We start from the raw sequence: 13,417 nt of genomic DNA, 5'->3' as shown, positions 1-13,417 counted from the left end.
TCCCTCCCCGTCATCCTGAGGTGCGAGTTCTGCGGCGCGCAGCGACGCAGGGCGAGCCTCGAAGGATGCACGGCCCGGATGCAGCTGGGCCGTCGCCCTTCGAGGGCCGCTGAAGAAGCGGCCACCTCAGGGTGACGGTGAGAGAGTTGGGCGCGTCGCTTCCACAGCCGTCATTGCGAGCGCAGCGAAGCAATCCAGACTGTTCCCGCGGATGCATTTCTGGATTGCTTCGCTGCGCTCGCAATGACGGAGACTGTGGGGGCAGTGTGCGCTAACAACTTCGCCGCCGGCTCTGACACAGGATTCCCCCATGAAGCTCCCCACCTCGCCGTTCACCGTCACCGACTGGAGCAAGGTCGAGCCGACCATTCATGCCGGCGAGACCGGCCAGGCGCTGTGGCGCACGCTCAACATCGGGGATCTCCGGGTGCGGATGGTCGAGTACTCGCCGGGCTATCTCGCCGACCACTGGTGCGATCGCGGCCATGTGCTCTACGTGCTCGCGGGCGAGCTCGACAGCGAGCTGCGCGACGGGCGGACATTCAAGCTGACGGCGGGAATGAGCTATCAGGTCTCGGATTTCGGCGATGCCGCGCACCGGTCCTCGACAGCCACCGGCGCCACCCTTTTCATCGTCGACTGAGGCCCCCGCGGCTGCTTCTTTGCACCGCAAAATAGCAAAGTCGGGCGAGGTGCCGGGGTGCGGGTGGTGACTTGAAGTGGCCCCAAATTCTCGCTATATTGTGATCATCGATACTTGGCCGAACGACTGGGCCGCTTCGCTTCGTTTCAGACGGGCGCGCACGCTTCAGAAGAATTCTCCAAACATCGACTGAATAGGATCATGGGCGCATCGATGCGTACCGGTCCGCGTGCGTATCCTCATCTAACTAACTAAGGAAAATTCCCATGGCTATGGGCACCGTGAAGTGGTTCAACACCCAAAAGGGTTATGGTTTCATTCAGCCGGATGACGGCCAGAAGGACGTGTTCGTTCACATCAGCGCCGTCGAGCGCGCCGGCCTCTCCTCCCTCAACGAGGGTCAGAAGGTCTCGTTCGACATCGTCGCCGATCGTCGCAGCGGCAAGTCCTCGGCTGACAATCTCCGCGTCGGCTAACGCCCACGCACCGTTCTGACCACGGACGTACCCGCAGAACGTGAGAGTTAGAAAGCCCCGCGAGCTTCGGTTCGCGGGGCGTTTGTTTTTGGGAGTGCCTCGCACGCGGTGCCGTAGGGTGGGCAAAGCGAAGCGTGCCCACGCCTTTCAACAACGGGCACATGGTGGGCACGGCGCTTCGCGCCTTTGCCCACCCTACGGCACCGTAGACGACGCTACGCCTTCTTCAGCACCGAGACGAAGAACCCGTCCGTTCCCGTCCGCCTGGGCGTCATCAACCAGCCCTCGGGCGATTGCATCGCAGCCTCGGCAAACGCCTCGGCCTTGTCCCAGAGCACGCTCGCGGTCTGCTCCGGCGGCACAACCGCGAACTCGGGATGACGCTCCGTGAACGCCCTCACCTGCTCGCCGTTCTCTTCCGCCAGCACCGAACAGGTGATGTAGGCGATGCGGCCGCCGGCCTTCACCAGCGGAACCGCGCGCTCCAGCACCGCGGCCTGGTCGCGCAGACGGATTTCCAGTGCGCCCGGACGCATGCGCCATTTGGCATCGGGGTTGCGGCGCCAGGTCCCGGTTCCCGTGCAGGGCGCGTCGATCACGACGAGGTCGGCGGTGGCGCTGATGTCGGCGAGCGGATCGGCCTCGCCCTTGGGCGTGCGGATTTCGGCATTGTGGACACCGGCGCGCGACAGCCGCTCGTGGATCGGCGCGAGCTGGCGCTTGTCGCTGTCGGTCGCGACCAGCCGGCCCTTGCCCTGCATCATCGCCGCCAAGGCCAGCGTCTTGCCGCCGGCACCAGCGCAGAGATCGATCACCTGCTCGCCGGGTTTTGCCGCGGTCAAGCTGGCAGCCAGCTGCGATCCCTCATCCTGGACTTCAACGCCGCCCTTGATGAAATCCTCCTCGGCCTGGATGCCAGGGTTGCGCGCATCGGCCGAAAGCGCGATGCGCAGGCCGTTTGCGGACCATGGCGTCGGTTCTGCATGAAGATGAGCAAGCGCCTTCAGCACCTTGTCGCGATTGGATTTTAGCGTGTTGACGCGCAGATCGAGCGGCGCCCGGCTCGCCATGGCGGTTGCCTCCGCAACGCGGTCTTCGCCGAACGCTTTTGCAAAATACGGGTCGAGCCATTCGGGATAGTCGCCGGCGATCGCGGCCGGCGCGTCCTTCAGCGAGCGATGGCTGAGTGCCGTCTGCTCGGCCTCGGTCAGCGGCGCGGGCGAGAAGCGGCTGCCGTCGAACAGCGCCGCCATGGTGGCCGCGTCCATGTTGCGCTCGAGGCGGAGCATGCCGATCAGGCGCGCGCGCGCCGTGTCCGCGTCCATCAGGAAGGCGCTCGAAGCGTAGCGGCGCAGCACGTCCCAGACCAGGCCGGCAATGGCGGCGCGGTCGCCGGAGCCGGCGAAGCGGTGCGCGGTGCCCCACTCCTTCAGCGCCTTGGCTGCGGGCACGCGGTCCTTCTCGATGGTGTCGATCAGTTCGATGGCTGCGGACAGCCGGGCGGCGGGAGTCATTTGAATCTTTCAGATTGGATCCGGCACCTAAGGCCTAGATCAGCAACAGCATCTTCAGCGCGAAATAGATCCACATCGCCAGCAGCACGAGCACCCCGGCGAGCCAGATCGTGGAGCGCGGACCGAGCTGGTTCGAGGAGACGAAGATGCCGGCATGGGCAAAGCGCGTCACCACGAACACCCAGGACATCAGCACGATGAAGAGATCGGCATGGCGGAGCGGAAGCGCCAGCGCGATCAGGGCGTAGAACAGCACCGGCAGCTCGAACTGGTTGCGGTAGCAATTGGCGATTTGTGTGGCGCCCTTCGGCCAGTTCGGCTCGCCCAGCGCGATGTCGCGGCTCTTGGTCTCGCCGGAGACGAGCGCCTGCCGGCGCCCGAGCGCCATGCCGATCAAAAGCGCGAAGGTGAGACCGACCTGCACGAAGACAGGCAGCAGGACCATTTGAACGGACATCGGAGTTTTCCCATCCGGCAGCGGCCGCCGGACCCGTCCATTAGCCGCCGCTCCTCGTCCTGACAATCAACCAGTTGAACCGGTGTTCCCGATCCCGCGACCAACTGCCGATCGGCAAAGCGATTTTGGCCCCTCCGGGGGCGCGAGGCGAGAGAGCGCCAAGAGACCGTCAAGAGACCAGCATGAGCACCCTGTCCAGCCTTTGGACCGAATCCGCGGACGCCCAGCTCGGCATCTGGATGTCGGCGCTGTCAGGCATCGCGGCGGCGCTCGCGGTCACGCTGGCGATGACGGTGTATTTCCGCCTGAGCTACCGGAGCTGGCGCGACATGGTCCGGCATGGCCTCGCCACTCTCGCCGCGCTGGTCCTGTTCGCCTTTGCCGCCTACGACATGCGTCATGCCGCGGCGGCCTATCTCGGCCTCAACCCGTCCAGGCCGGCGGTCGAGTTCGAGATCCGGATGCCCCGGGAGACGCTGACCGCCGTCACCGACAGCCAGATCGAGCTGCACACCGACCGCAACCAGACCCTGGCGCTGGTCGACGGCGTCCGCGAGCTCGGCGACGGGCGCTCGGTGTTGCGCGGCGCCGTCGCGCTCAACCACCGCACCGCCGACCGTATGCTGGTCGTGAACCTGCCCGGCAAGGGCACTTTCGAATTCCGCCTGCGGCTGCCCGCGGAGCCGCATCGTTCCGAGCAGTTCGGGCCCTGGCACCTCGCCGACCGCATCGCCTCGCCGCTGACCCGCAGCGTCGCCCCGCAGGACGCCTACACCATCCGCTACCGCGTGCTTTAAACTTTGTTCGCGCGCGCACCGTCATCGTTCCGACGCGTGGCCGGGCCTATGCTCGGCCCATGTCCGAATTTCACCTGACGCAGATTTCCGACACGCATCTCGGCCGCCGCTTCCCCGGCCTGATCGCCAACTTCCAGGCGGTCAGCGCACACATCGACGCAAGCAGGCCCGACCTCGTCGTCAACACCGGCGATGTCTCCTTCGACGGGCCGGCCAGCCGCGACGATGTCGAATTCGCCAAGAGCCTGCACGACGCCCTGCCCGTCACTTGCCGGTATATCCCCGGCAATCACGACATCGGCGACAATCCGACCGCGATCGGACCTGCGCCAAAACCGCCGGTGACGGAAGCGCACCGCCGGCAGTTTTTGGAGATCGTCGGCGAGGATCATTGGTCGTTCGAGGCGGCCGGCTGGTGCTTCATCGGGCTCAACACGCTGGTGATGAATTCAGGGCTGGCCTTCGAGGCCGAGCAGTTCGATTGGCTGGCGTCCGAGATCGCACGCACCAACGGCAGGCCGGTCGCGCTGTTCGTGCACAAGCCGCTGTTTCTCAACCTGCCCGATGATCCCGAAACCCCGGAGACCTCGATCCGCTACGTGCCTCAGCCGGCACGCGCGCGGCTGATCGAGATGTTTGCACATGTCGATCTGCGCCTGATCGCCAGCGGCCATGTGCACCAGCGCCGTGACTTCAGCTATCGCCACACCCGCCACGTCTGGGCGCCATCGGCCGGCTTCAAGATCAACGATCAGCGCCAGGACAAGATTGCGATCAAGGAAGTCGGGCTCGTCGAATACCGCTTCCAGCCGGATGGCTTTGAGATCCGCCACGTCCGCGCCGCGGGACAGGTCGACGTCGACATCGAGGAGCTGCTCGCCCAGATGGGTGGTGCCCACTAGCCCAATCGACGGGCACGTCTCCTTACCTTGTTACCTAATTGCATCCAAAATGGCTCGAAACTTGTCACAATAGCCTAATGACAACGTTGTCATTTCGACATACCCTTCCTTCCGCGGTCGAGGGCCGCTGACGGAGTGACGATGCAGTTCTTGGCCCCAAGGGATAGCCAACGGGATAGCCAACGTCTGTCAACGACGACGCGGGGCATTCCGCTGGTCGACGGCCTGTCGATCGATGAGATCGCCGGCCAGGATTGGCAGCCATCCCGCGGCGACCTCGCCCTCCCCGCTCTCACGCTCGACGAAGCCGTCTTCGCGGCCAATCGCGACCTGTTCCTGCGCTGGTGCAAAAGCGCCGGCGTCGCTGTCGCGCCCCACGCCAAGACGCCGATGTCGCCGGAGCTCGCGCGCTCGCTGCGCGAGGCTGGCGCCTGGGGCACGACGGTCGCGAACATCCAGCAGGCCGCGGTACTGCTTGCGAGCGGCGAGCGACGGTTGTTGCTGGCCAACGAAATCGGCGGGCTTGCGGCCGGCCGGCGGCTCGGCGCGGTCCTGAGCGCGTATCCTGACGTCGCACTTTACGCCTTTGCGGATTCCCCGGCAGCGGTCGCGGCATTGGCGGAAGCCGCGCGGGTTGCAGACCGCCGCGAGCTGTCGGTGCTGATCGAGCTCGGTGCAGGCCGCGCCGGCGCACGCGACCGCACTGCTATCGAGGCGACGATGGCCGCGGTGCTCGCGGCCGACCGGCTCGTGCTCGGCGGTGTCGCCACTTACGAAGGCGCGGTCGCAACGCCCGATGCCGACGAGACGATGCGCGCGATCTCCGCGCTGATGGAGCGCACCATCGAGGCCTTCGCGCTGGTGCGAACCGGGGCCCCGCACCTGCAGCTGATGATCAGTGCCGGCGGCTCCGCCTATTTCGACGTCGTGGCGCGCGCGCTCGCACCCGTCGCGCAGGCTGACGGCAATGCCACTGTCCTCCTGCGCTCCGGCGCATTGTTCTTTGCCGATCACGGCATCTATGCCCGCGCCTTCGCCGAGATCGACCGGCGCGACGGTCTCCTCATCGACGGCGCGCCGCACTCGGCGGCCGAAGGTTTCCGGCCTGCGCTGACGCTCTGGGCCGACGTGCTGTCGCGCCCGGAGGCCGGCCTTGCGATCGCGGGCTTCGGCATGCGCGATGCCTCCTTCGATCAGGGACTGCCGGTACCGCTGCGCGTCTTCCGCGACGGCATCGCGCAGCAAGGGCTCGCCGAGACGTTGTCGGTCACGCGTCTCAACGACCAGCATGCATTCCTGTCCGTCGCGGCAGGCAGCGCACTCGCGGTCGGCGACGTCATCGCCTTCGGCATCTCGCATCCCTGCACCTGCCTCGATCGCTGGCGCGTGATCTTCGGCCTCGATGACGCCGGCGTCGTGACGCGCGCCCTCCCCACCCGGTTCGGCTAGAGCACGCGCGATGAATTTCCTGCCGCTCTGGCGCTATCAAAACCAGCTCATCGACGGCGCCATCGTCACGCTGGAGCTGACGGTGATCTCGGCGGTCTGCGGGCTCCTGATCGGTGTTGCCGGCGCGGTGGCGCTGAATGGGCGCATCACGCCGCTGCGCTGGCTGGTGCGCTTCTATATCGAGCTGTTCCGCAACACGCCGTCGCTGATCCAGATCTTCATCGTGTTCTTCGTGCTGCCGAATTTCGGCCTGAAGCTGCCGGCGTTCGAGGCCGCCAGCGTCGCGCTCTCGCTGTATTTCGGCGCCTATTCGGTCGAGATCATCCGGTCGGGCCTCGACTCCATTCCGCGCAGCCAGGTCGAAGCCGGCCAGTGCCTCGGCTTCTCCGGCTGGCAGGTGTTTCGCCACATCATCCTGCCGCCGGCCTTGCGCAACGCCTATCCGGCCGTGACCAGCCAGTTCGTGCTGCTGCTGCTCGGCACCTCGCTCGCCTCGCAGGTCGCCACGGATGAGCTGTTCCATGTCGCCGGCTTCATCGAGAGCCGCACCTATCGCAGCTTCGAGGTCTATGCGGTGATCTGCGTGGTCTACTTTGCCATGGCGATGTCATTCAAGGCGCTGTTCGCCATCATCGGCGTGGCGGCCTTCCGCTGGCCGCGACGGCGCTGAGGGACAGGCGATGCGATCCTTCTCCCTCATCGACTTCGTCTCGCTGTTCGCGGCGCTGCGCTGGACCGTTGCGCTGGTCGTGCTCGCGCTCGCCTTCGGCGCGCCGCTGGCGCTCGGGCTCGCGCTTGGCCGCGTCAGCCGGTTTGCGGGCCTGCGCTGGGCGATGGCGGCCTGCATCCAGATCGTCCAGAGCGTGCCGCTGCTCGGGCTGTTGTTCTTCTTCTATTTCGGCATGCCGATGTTTCTGGGCATCCAGGTGCCAGCGATCATCGCCGTCACATTCGCCTACACGCTCTACACCGCCGCCTTCCTCGGCGAGATCTGGCGCGGCGGCCTGGAGGCCGTGAAGCAGGCGCAGTGGGAAGCAGGCGCCTGCCTCGGCCTCTCCGCCTGGCAGCAATTCCGTCACATCATCGCGCCGCAGGCGCTGCGGCTGTCGCTGCCGCCGACGGTCGGCTTCCTGGTGCAACTGATCAAGGGCACCTCGCTCGCCTCCATTCTCGGCTTCGTCGAACTCGCCCGCGCCGGGCAAGTGGTGAGCGCGGCGACGTTCCAGCCGCTGCTCACCTACGCGCTGGTCGCCGCGATCTATTTCGCGCTGTGCCTGCCGCTCACGCTCTGGTCCCGCTCTCTGGAGGCCCGCCTCGATGGCTCTCGTTGAAATCCGCGACGTTCACAAGACATTCGGCAAGGTCGAGGTGCTCAAGGGCGTCTCGCTGGACGTCGAGGAAGGCGAGATCGTCACGATCATCGGCCGCTCCGGCTCGGGCAAGTCGACGCTGCTCCGCTGCATCAACGCGCTGGAGAGCGTGGATTCCGGCGAGATCCGGGTCGAGGGCGAGAGGGTCCACGCAGGGATGCCGGACCTCAAGAAATTCCGCCAGCGCGTCGGCATCGTGTTCCAGGCCTTCAACCTGTTTCCGCATCTGAAGGTCGAGCGCAACGTCACGCTGGCGCCGCTCCTCACCGGCCGCACCGACAAGTCCCGCGCGCGAGCGCTGGCCGAAGACGTGCTCACCCGCGTCGGCCTCGCCGACAAGATCGATGCCTGGCCGGAGCAACTCTCCGGCGGCCAGCAGCAGCGCGTCGCGATCGCGCGCTGCCTCGCCATGGCCCCTCACCTCATGCTCTTCGACGAGGTGACCTCCGCACTCGACCCCGAGCTCGTCGGCGAAGTTTTGAAGGTGATGGAGGCGATGGCGAAGCAAGGCATGACCATGATCCTGGTCACGCACGAGATGGGCTTTGCCCGCAACGTCGCCAACCGCATCGTCTTCATGCATCAGGGCCGCGTCTGGGAACAGGGCCCACCGGCAAAATTGTTCGCCAATCCTGAAACCCCCGAGCTCGCGAGCTTCATCGCTTCCGCGAAATGATCATTCACCTATCCCCCACCAGGAGAGAGTCATGACAAAACTGAAGTCCCTCTTTGCGATCGCAGCCACGGCGCTTGCCGTTCTCGCCGCGCCGAACCTCGCGCACGCCGACAAGCTCCAGGACGTGCTCGGCTCCGGCAAGCTGCGCGTCGGCCTCCTGACCGACGCCGCGCCCTGGGGCTTCAAGGACGACAAGGGCGAGATCGCAGGTCTCGATGCCGATCTCGCCCGACTGATCGCCGCCGACATGGGCGTGAAGCTCGACCTCGTCCCGGTGACGGGCGCCGCGCGCATCCCGAGCCTGCTGTCGGACAAGATCGACATCCTGATCGCGGGCCTCGGCGCCACGCCCGAGCGCGCCCAGCAGGTGATGTTCTCGCAGCCCTACGCCGTCGTGAATCTCGGCGTCTACGGCGCCAAGTCGATCGCCGCCGCGACCGGCAAGAAGCCCGACAATCTCGACGGCCGCAGCGTCGCCGTCGCCAAGGGCTCGACGCTCGACGTCTGGCTCACCGACAACGCACCGAAGGTGAAGCTGGTGCGCTTCGAGGATACGCCGGCCGCGCTCGCCGCGTTTCTCGCAGGACAAGCCGATACCTTTGCCGAGAACAGCGCCATCGCGCTGAAGGTGCAGGACCAGAACCCGACCAAGGAGGTCGAGCTGAAATTCCTGATCCGCCAGTCACCGGCCCATGTCGGCGTGCGCCAGGGCGAGCAGAACCTGCTCAACTGGATCAACACCGACATCTTCTTCAACAAGCTCAACGGCAAGCTCGGCGCGCTGCAATTGAAGTGGTTCAAGGAAGAGCAGACGCTGCCGACGCTGTAAGCCGACATCGCTCCCGCGCGCGTCGCGGGAGCCACATCTTCACGAGGAGAATTCGAGATGATCAAACGTTACGTCGTGGGATCGCGCATGAGCCAGGCCGTCGCCGCCGGCGGCATGGTGCACATCGCGGGCCAGGTTGCGGATGACCGCAAGGCCGGCATCGTGTCACAAACCCGGCAGGTGCTCACCAAGATCGACGCGCTGCTGAAGGAGGCCGGCTCCGACCGCTCCAAACTGATCGCGGTCAACGTCTTCCTGCCGCACATCACCGACTTCGACACCATGAACTCGGTCTACGATGCCTGGATCGATCCGGCCCATCCGCCGGCGCGCGCCTGCGTCGAAGCCCGCCTCGCCGATCCCGATTTGCGCGTCGAGATGACCGCGGTCGCCTTGCTCTAACCGCGCCACCCATCGTCAACCCTTGGCTGGCGTCGGCAACGATGCGGCCCCGAGGCCTCCCATGCATACCGGACTGTTCCACGACATCGACTTCGAGAAGGACCAGAAATGGTCCGGCCATCTCGGCATTCCCTTCTCGATCGACCGCTCCCCCTATTTCCAGCTCAAGATCCCGATCTTCCGGATCAAGAACGGCGCCGGCCCCAAACTGCTGCTGATGGCCGGCAATCATGGCGACGAATATGAGGGCGAGATCACGCTGACGCGATTGTATCGGCGGCTCGATGCAAAAGCTGTCAAAGGCGAGATCACCATTCTTCCCTTTGCCAACCTCCCCGCCGTGATGGCGGCGCGCCGTCGCTCGCCGCTCGACGAAGGCAATCTCAACCGCGCCTTCCCGGGCGACGCAGCAGGCACGCCGACGTTCCGTATGGCGCACTTCCTCGAGCACGAGCTGTTTCCGCGGCATGAATTCGTGTTCGACCTGCATTCCGGCGGCACCTCGATGGCGCATGTGCCTTGCGCACTGATCGAGCGGCAGGGACCGCCCGAGATGTTCGGCCAGGCGCTGCGTTTGATGGAAGGTCTCGGGATGCCGTTCGCCTTCGTCGCCGAGAACGGCGCCACGGCTCCGACCTCGATGGCGGCGGCCGCACGCGCCGGCGCGATCGGGCTGTCCGGTGAATTCGGCGGCGGCGGCACCGTCACGCCGCAGACGATGGCGCTGACCGCACGCGCCATCGACCGCCTGCTGCTCGCACTCGGTCTCGTCCAAGCTCCCGTGCTGGGGCCGCATGCGCCGATCGAGCGCGCCACCGAATTGCTGGCGCTGCAAAGCCATGCGCAGGCGGTGTTCGCGACACGGCGCGGCTGGTTCGAGCCCGCGGTCATGGTCGGCGCGCGGGTTGCGGCCGGCGATATCGCCGGCTGGTATCATGATTTCGAGCGGCCGGAGCTAACGGAGGAGGTACTGCGCTTCCCCGCCGACGGCATCGTGATCTCACAACGCCTGCACACCGACAGCCAGAGCGGCGACTGCCTGGTCCAGGTCGGCCGTGCGCTGTCGCGGGACGAGGTGATGGCGAGGTGAGCTTTGGAGTACGGAGTGGCATTTGTTGAATTAGGTCTCACCGCGAACTTCTGCACCTCTCCCGCTTGCGGGGGAGGTCGACGCGCGACAGCGCGGTGGGTGGGGGTTCTCGCCTCTTGGGGAGTCTCTCTGCGGAGACACCCCCACCCCAGCCCTCCCCCGCAAGCGGGAGAGGGAGCGCACCGCCGATGCGGTTGCACTCTGCGCTGATCTCTTCATGGTCTAGCCTCCACGGCACGACATCAGGGATTCGATGACCGATCCGGCAAAGCCGAGCTATGACGACGTGTTGCGCATTCCGGCGCCGCCCGGCCGCGCCAGTGCGACCGGACGGCCGCCGCGCATCGAGGAGGTCGCGGAACGCGCGGGTGTCGCACCGATCACGGTGTCGCGGGTGCTGCGCCATCCCGAGAAGGTCAATCGCGAAACCCGCGAGCGCATCCTCGAAGTGATCGAGGCGACCGGCTACGCGTCCAACCCGCATGCGCGCGCGCTGCGCTCGGGCCGCTCGAACGTGGTGATGGCCTTCGTCTCCAACATCCTCAGCCAGCAGTTTGGCCTCGCCGTGCGCAGCTTTGCCGCCACGCTGGAGCCTGAGGGTTTCGAGGTGCTGGTCGGCCAGACCTCCTACTCCTATGCCAAGGAGGTCGCGATGATCCAGTCGCTGCGCGGCATCCGCCCCGCCGCGGTGATGTTCACCGGCGTGATCGAGCTCGAGGAGAACCGTGCCGCGCTCCAGGAGCTCGGCATTCCCGTGATCGAGACCTGGGCGTTTCCGCGCGACCCCATCGACATGCTGGTCGGCCTGCCCAATGCGGATGCCGGCGCCATGGCCGCTCGACGGCTGGCCGAAGCTGGACATCGCCGCGTCGCCTTCATCGGCCGCAACAGCGGCCGCGGCGCGCTCCGACGCGACGGTTTCCGCAAGATGGCGGCAGAGCTCGGCCTCGATATCGTTCACGAGATCGGCGTCGGCGAGATCACGGGACTCGTCGACGGCCGTGCCGCCTTCACCGCCCTGCTCGACCGCGGCGGCGACGTCGACGCCGTGTTCTGCGCCAACGATCTGCTCGCCACTGGTGCGCTGATCGAGGCCCGCGCCCGCGGCGTGTCGGTGCCGCGCGATCTCGCCGTACTCGGCTTCGGCGACAACGATGTCGCCGATCAGATCACGCCCGGCCTCACCACGATCTCGTTCGACGCGGCAGCGGTGGGACGGATCGCAGGCGAGCTGCTGCTGGCGCGGCTGTCAGGCACGCCGATCGCCGCACAACAGCTTGCAGTCGACTTGACGCTGGTCGAGCGCGGCAGCGTCTGAGCGTGCTTACGCGACGCTCTTGAGATCCTGCTGGATTGCCGCCAGCAAGGATTCCAGCGCGGCGCTGTTCACAGGCTTCGCTTCAGCGATTACGGGCTGCACAGCCTTGACCGGACGCTTTGGGAACGGCGGTGGCGCTGGCATCGCGGCCTGCGCGAAATCGCCGGCCTCCTCGGCATGCACGAACTTGCCATGGATGACGTCGTCGCGCCGGCCCATGACGAACATCGTCGTCCAATAGCCGGCCGCCAGAAGGATTACGCAGAAAATACCGATCTCTAACATCGCAGCACCTGAAATATGCGCGATGATTCAATGCCTTCGCCCGGACGTCAATGAACCCTCGGTCACACTCTGCGCCTTTTAGGGGCAGGTGTGGCCGATCGGTGACTCTTTGTTAACCATTGATGTCCGGGTTGTGACGCCCGTGCAACTAGGAGGTAACAGGCCTTGCAACTAGGCCTTGTCGGGTCCCACCCGCACCAGCTGCTTGCCGAAATTGGCGCCCTTCAGCAGCCCCATGAAGGCCCCGGGCGCGCTCTCCAGGCCCTCGGTGACGAACTCCTTGTACTTGACCTTGCCGTCGCGGACCCAACCCGACATGTCGCGCAGGAAGTCGCCATGGCGTGAGGCGAAGTCGGAGACGATGAAACCGCGGAAGGTCAGCCGCTTGGTCAGCGTCGCGCGCATCATGCTGGCCGCCCATTTCGGCGGCTTGGCCTCGGTGTCGTTGTAATGGGCGATCAGGCCGCAGACCGGCACGCGCGCGAACGGATTGAGCAGCGGGAACACCGCCTCGAACACGGCGCCGCCGACATTCTCGAAATAGACATCAATGCCTTTCGGGCAGGCATCCTTGAGCTTCGCGGCGAGATCGGGGTCGCGGTGATCGATGCAGGCATCGAAGCCGAGCTCCTTGACCACGTAGTCGCACTTGTCCTTGCCGCCGGCGATGCCGACCGCGCGCGCCCCCTTGATCTTCGCGATCTGACCCACGGCCGAGCCGACCGCGCCGGAGGCGCCGGCAACGACGACGGTCTCGCCGTCCTGCGGCTTGCCGATGTCGAGCAGGCCCGTGTACGCCGTCATGCCGGGCATGCCCAGCACGCCGATGGAGGTCGAGATCGGACCGAGCTTCGGATCGACCTTGATCAAGCCCTTGCCGTTCGAGATCGCATGCGACTGCCAACCGGTACGGGCCCGCACGATGTCGCCCTTGGCGAAGTCAGCATTGTTGGAGGCCGCAACCTCGCTCACCGCCTCGCCTTCCATGACGCCGCCGATCGGCACCGGCGCGGCATAGGAGGGACCATCGCTCATGCGCCCGCGCATATAGGGATCGAGCGAGAGCCAGACCGTGCGCAGCAGGACTTCGCCCGCGCCGGGCGTCGGGACGGCGAATTCCTCCAAGCGGAAATCGGACGGTTTTGGTTCGCCGACGGGACGCGCGGCGAGAACGATACGTTTTGCCTGGGACATGATGGCTTCCTCCAC

Annotated in this window: 16 protein-coding genes; 12 read left to right on the top strand and 4 right to left on the bottom strand. The window is 66.1% G+C overall.

What is annotated here, in order from left to right; all coding sequences use genetic code 11:
* The first annotated feature begins 310 nt into the window (after positions 1–310).
* Together AB7532_RS14775 and AB7532_RS14770 are read left to right on the top strand one after the other, a co-directional pair.
* Positions 311–643: a DHCW motif cupin fold protein gene (locus AB7532_RS14775; protein WP_441235503.1), complete on the top strand. Its 333-nt coding sequence runs from the start codon at positions 311–313 to the stop codon at positions 641–643.
* 266 nt (positions 644–909) lie between these two features.
* On the top strand, positions 910–1,119 hold the full coding sequence (locus AB7532_RS14770) for a cold-shock protein (protein WP_008141931.1): 210 nt from the start codon (positions 910–912) through the stop codon (positions 1,117–1,119).
* Between the two features lie 215 nt (positions 1,120–1,334).
* Here the strand turns inward: AB7532_RS14770 and AB7532_RS14765 are convergent, their stop codons facing one another.
* Positions 1,335–2,633, bottom strand: a complete 1,299-nt coding sequence (locus tag AB7532_RS14765) for an RsmB/NOP family class I SAM-dependent RNA methyltransferase (protein WP_441235502.1) — start codon at positions 2,631–2,633, stop codon at positions 1,335–1,337.
* A gap of 34 nt (positions 2,634–2,667) precedes the next feature.
* Complete coding sequence (locus AB7532_RS14760; protein WP_441235501.1) at positions 2,668–3,090, bottom strand: MAPEG family protein; 423 nt, start codon at positions 3,088–3,090, stop codon at positions 2,668–2,670.
* A gap of 182 nt (positions 3,091–3,272) precedes the next feature.
* On the opposite strand from AB7532_RS14760, the gene AB7532_RS14755 reads away from it, so the two are divergent.
* The 10 genes from AB7532_RS14755 to AB7532_RS14710 all read left to right on the top strand — a co-directional run bounded on the left by AB7532_RS14755 (position 3,273) and on the right by AB7532_RS14710 (position 11,923).
* Positions 3,273–3,887 carry an acriflavin resistance protein gene (locus AB7532_RS14755; RefSeq protein ID WP_441235500.1) on the top strand — a complete coding sequence of 205 codons (615 nt, stop codon included), beginning with the start codon at positions 3,273–3,275 and terminating at the stop codon, positions 3,885–3,887.
* A 59-nt stretch (positions 3,888–3,946) separates the two neighbouring features.
* Positions 3,947–4,789 (top strand): metallophosphoesterase family protein, encoded by an 843-nt coding sequence (locus tag AB7532_RS14750; protein WP_441235499.1) that lies wholly within the window; start codon positions 3,947–3,949, stop codon positions 4,787–4,789.
* Positions 4,790–4,930: 141 nt separating this feature from the next.
* Complete coding sequence (locus tag AB7532_RS14745; RefSeq protein WP_441235498.1) at positions 4,931–6,238, top strand: alanine racemase; 1,308 nt, start codon at positions 4,931–4,933, stop codon at positions 6,236–6,238.
* Between the two features lie 10 nt (positions 6,239–6,248).
* Positions 6,249–6,908: an amino acid ABC transporter permease gene (locus AB7532_RS14740; protein WP_441235497.1), complete on the top strand. Its 660-nt coding sequence runs from the start codon at positions 6,249–6,251 to the stop codon at positions 6,906–6,908.
* Positions 6,909–6,918: 10 nt separating this feature from the next.
* Complete coding sequence (locus AB7532_RS14735; RefSeq protein ID WP_441235496.1) at positions 6,919–7,569, top strand: amino acid ABC transporter permease; 651 nt, start codon at positions 6,919–6,921, stop codon at positions 7,567–7,569.
* Entirely contained in the window at positions 7,556–8,284 is a 729-nt protein-coding gene (locus AB7532_RS14730; RefSeq protein WP_441235495.1) for an amino acid ABC transporter ATP-binding protein, read from the top strand. The genes AB7532_RS14735 and AB7532_RS14730 overlap by 14 nt, the downstream gene beginning before the upstream one ends.
* A gap of 31 nt (positions 8,285–8,315) precedes the next feature.
* Entirely contained in the window at positions 8,316–9,113 is a 798-nt protein-coding gene (locus AB7532_RS14725; RefSeq protein WP_441235494.1) for a transporter substrate-binding domain-containing protein, read from the top strand.
* A gap of 57 nt (positions 9,114–9,170) precedes the next feature.
* Positions 9,171–9,515, top strand: coding sequence for a RidA family protein (locus AB7532_RS14720; protein ID WP_441235493.1), 345 nt, complete (start codon positions 9,171–9,173; stop codon positions 9,513–9,515).
* A 61-nt stretch (positions 9,516–9,576) separates the two neighbouring features.
* Entirely contained in the window at positions 9,577–10,605 is a 1,029-nt protein-coding gene (locus AB7532_RS14715) for a succinylglutamate desuccinylase/aspartoacylase family protein (protein ID WP_441235492.1), read from the top strand.
* Between the two features lie 253 nt (positions 10,606–10,858).
* The gene (locus AB7532_RS14710) at positions 10,859–11,923 is read left to right on the top strand and encodes a LacI family DNA-binding transcriptional regulator (RefSeq protein ID WP_441235491.1); all 1,065 of its coding nucleotides are present in this window, start codon (positions 10,859–10,861) and stop codon (positions 11,921–11,923) included.
* 6 nt (positions 11,924–11,929) lie between these two features.
* Here the strand turns inward: AB7532_RS14710 and AB7532_RS14705 are convergent, their stop codons facing one another.
* Both AB7532_RS14705 and AB7532_RS14700 read right to left on the bottom strand, forming a co-directional pair.
* Entirely contained in the window at positions 11,930–12,208 is a 279-nt protein-coding gene (locus AB7532_RS14705; RefSeq protein ID WP_441235490.1) for a hypothetical protein, read from the bottom strand.
* A gap of 171 nt (positions 12,209–12,379) precedes the next feature.
* Positions 12,380–13,402, bottom strand: a complete 1,023-nt coding sequence (locus tag AB7532_RS14700) for an NADP-dependent oxidoreductase (protein WP_441235489.1) — start codon at positions 13,400–13,402, stop codon at positions 12,380–12,382.
* Between the last annotated feature and the right edge of the window lie 15 nt (positions 13,403–13,417).

The organism is Bradyrhizobium sp. 930_D9_N1_4, from assembly GCF_052076015.1.
Taxonomy (GTDB): domain Bacteria; phylum Pseudomonadota; class Alphaproteobacteria; order Rhizobiales; family Xanthobacteraceae; genus Bradyrhizobium.
This window is presented reverse-complemented; position numbering and strand designations above follow the sequence as displayed.

What these genes read in the sequence shown, in the direction of transcription:
- AB7532_RS14715 (WP_441235492.1), top strand. Translation starts at nt 9,577, where the DNA reads ATGCATACCGGACTGTTCCACGACATCGACTTCGAGAAGGACCAGAAA.
- AB7532_RS14755 (WP_441235500.1), top strand. Translation starts at nt 3,273, where the DNA reads ATGAGCACCCTGTCCAGCCTTTGGACCGAATCCGCGGACGCCCAGCTC.
- AB7532_RS14720 (WP_441235493.1), top strand. Translation starts at nt 9,171, where the DNA reads ATGATCAAACGTTACGTCGTGGGATCGCGCATGAGCCAGGCCGTCGCC.
- AB7532_RS14700 (WP_441235489.1), bottom strand. Translation starts at nt 13,402, where the DNA reads ATGTCCCAGGCAAAACGTATCGTTCTCGCCGCGCGTCCCGTCGGCGAA.
- AB7532_RS14765 (WP_441235502.1), bottom strand. Translation starts at nt 2,633, where the DNA reads ATGACTCCCGCCGCCCGGCTGTCCGCAGCCATCGAACTGATCGACACC.
- AB7532_RS14775 (WP_441235503.1), top strand. Translation starts at nt 311, where the DNA reads ATGAAGCTCCCCACCTCGCCGTTCACCGTCACCGACTGGAGCAAGGTC.
- AB7532_RS14760 (WP_441235501.1), bottom strand. Translation starts at nt 3,090, where the DNA reads ATGTCCGTTCAAATGGTCCTGCTGCCTGTCTTCGTGCAGGTCGGTCTC.
- AB7532_RS14710 (WP_441235491.1), top strand. Translation starts at nt 10,859, where the DNA reads ATGACCGATCCGGCAAAGCCGAGCTATGACGACGTGTTGCGCATTCCG.
- AB7532_RS14740 (WP_441235497.1), top strand. Translation starts at nt 6,249, where the DNA reads ATGAATTTCCTGCCGCTCTGGCGCTATCAAAACCAGCTCATCGACGGC.
- AB7532_RS14735 (WP_441235496.1), top strand. Translation starts at nt 6,919, where the DNA reads ATGCGATCCTTCTCCCTCATCGACTTCGTCTCGCTGTTCGCGGCGCTG.
- AB7532_RS14705 (WP_441235490.1), bottom strand. Translation starts at nt 12,208, where the DNA reads ATGTTAGAGATCGGTATTTTCTGCGTAATCCTTCTGGCGGCCGGCTAT.
- AB7532_RS14725 (WP_441235494.1), top strand. Translation starts at nt 8,316, where the DNA reads ATGACAAAACTGAAGTCCCTCTTTGCGATCGCAGCCACGGCGCTTGCC.
- AB7532_RS14730 (WP_441235495.1), top strand. Translation starts at nt 7,556, where the DNA reads ATGGCTCTCGTTGAAATCCGCGACGTTCACAAGACATTCGGCAAGGTC.
- AB7532_RS14750 (WP_441235499.1), top strand. Translation starts at nt 3,947, where the DNA reads ATGTCCGAATTTCACCTGACGCAGATTTCCGACACGCATCTCGGCCGC.
- AB7532_RS14770 (WP_008141931.1), top strand. Translation starts at nt 910, where the DNA reads ATGGCTATGGGCACCGTGAAGTGGTTCAACACCCAAAAGGGTTATGGT.
- AB7532_RS14745 (WP_441235498.1), top strand. Translation starts at nt 4,931, where the DNA reads ATGCAGTTCTTGGCCCCAAGGGATAGCCAACGGGATAGCCAACGTCTG.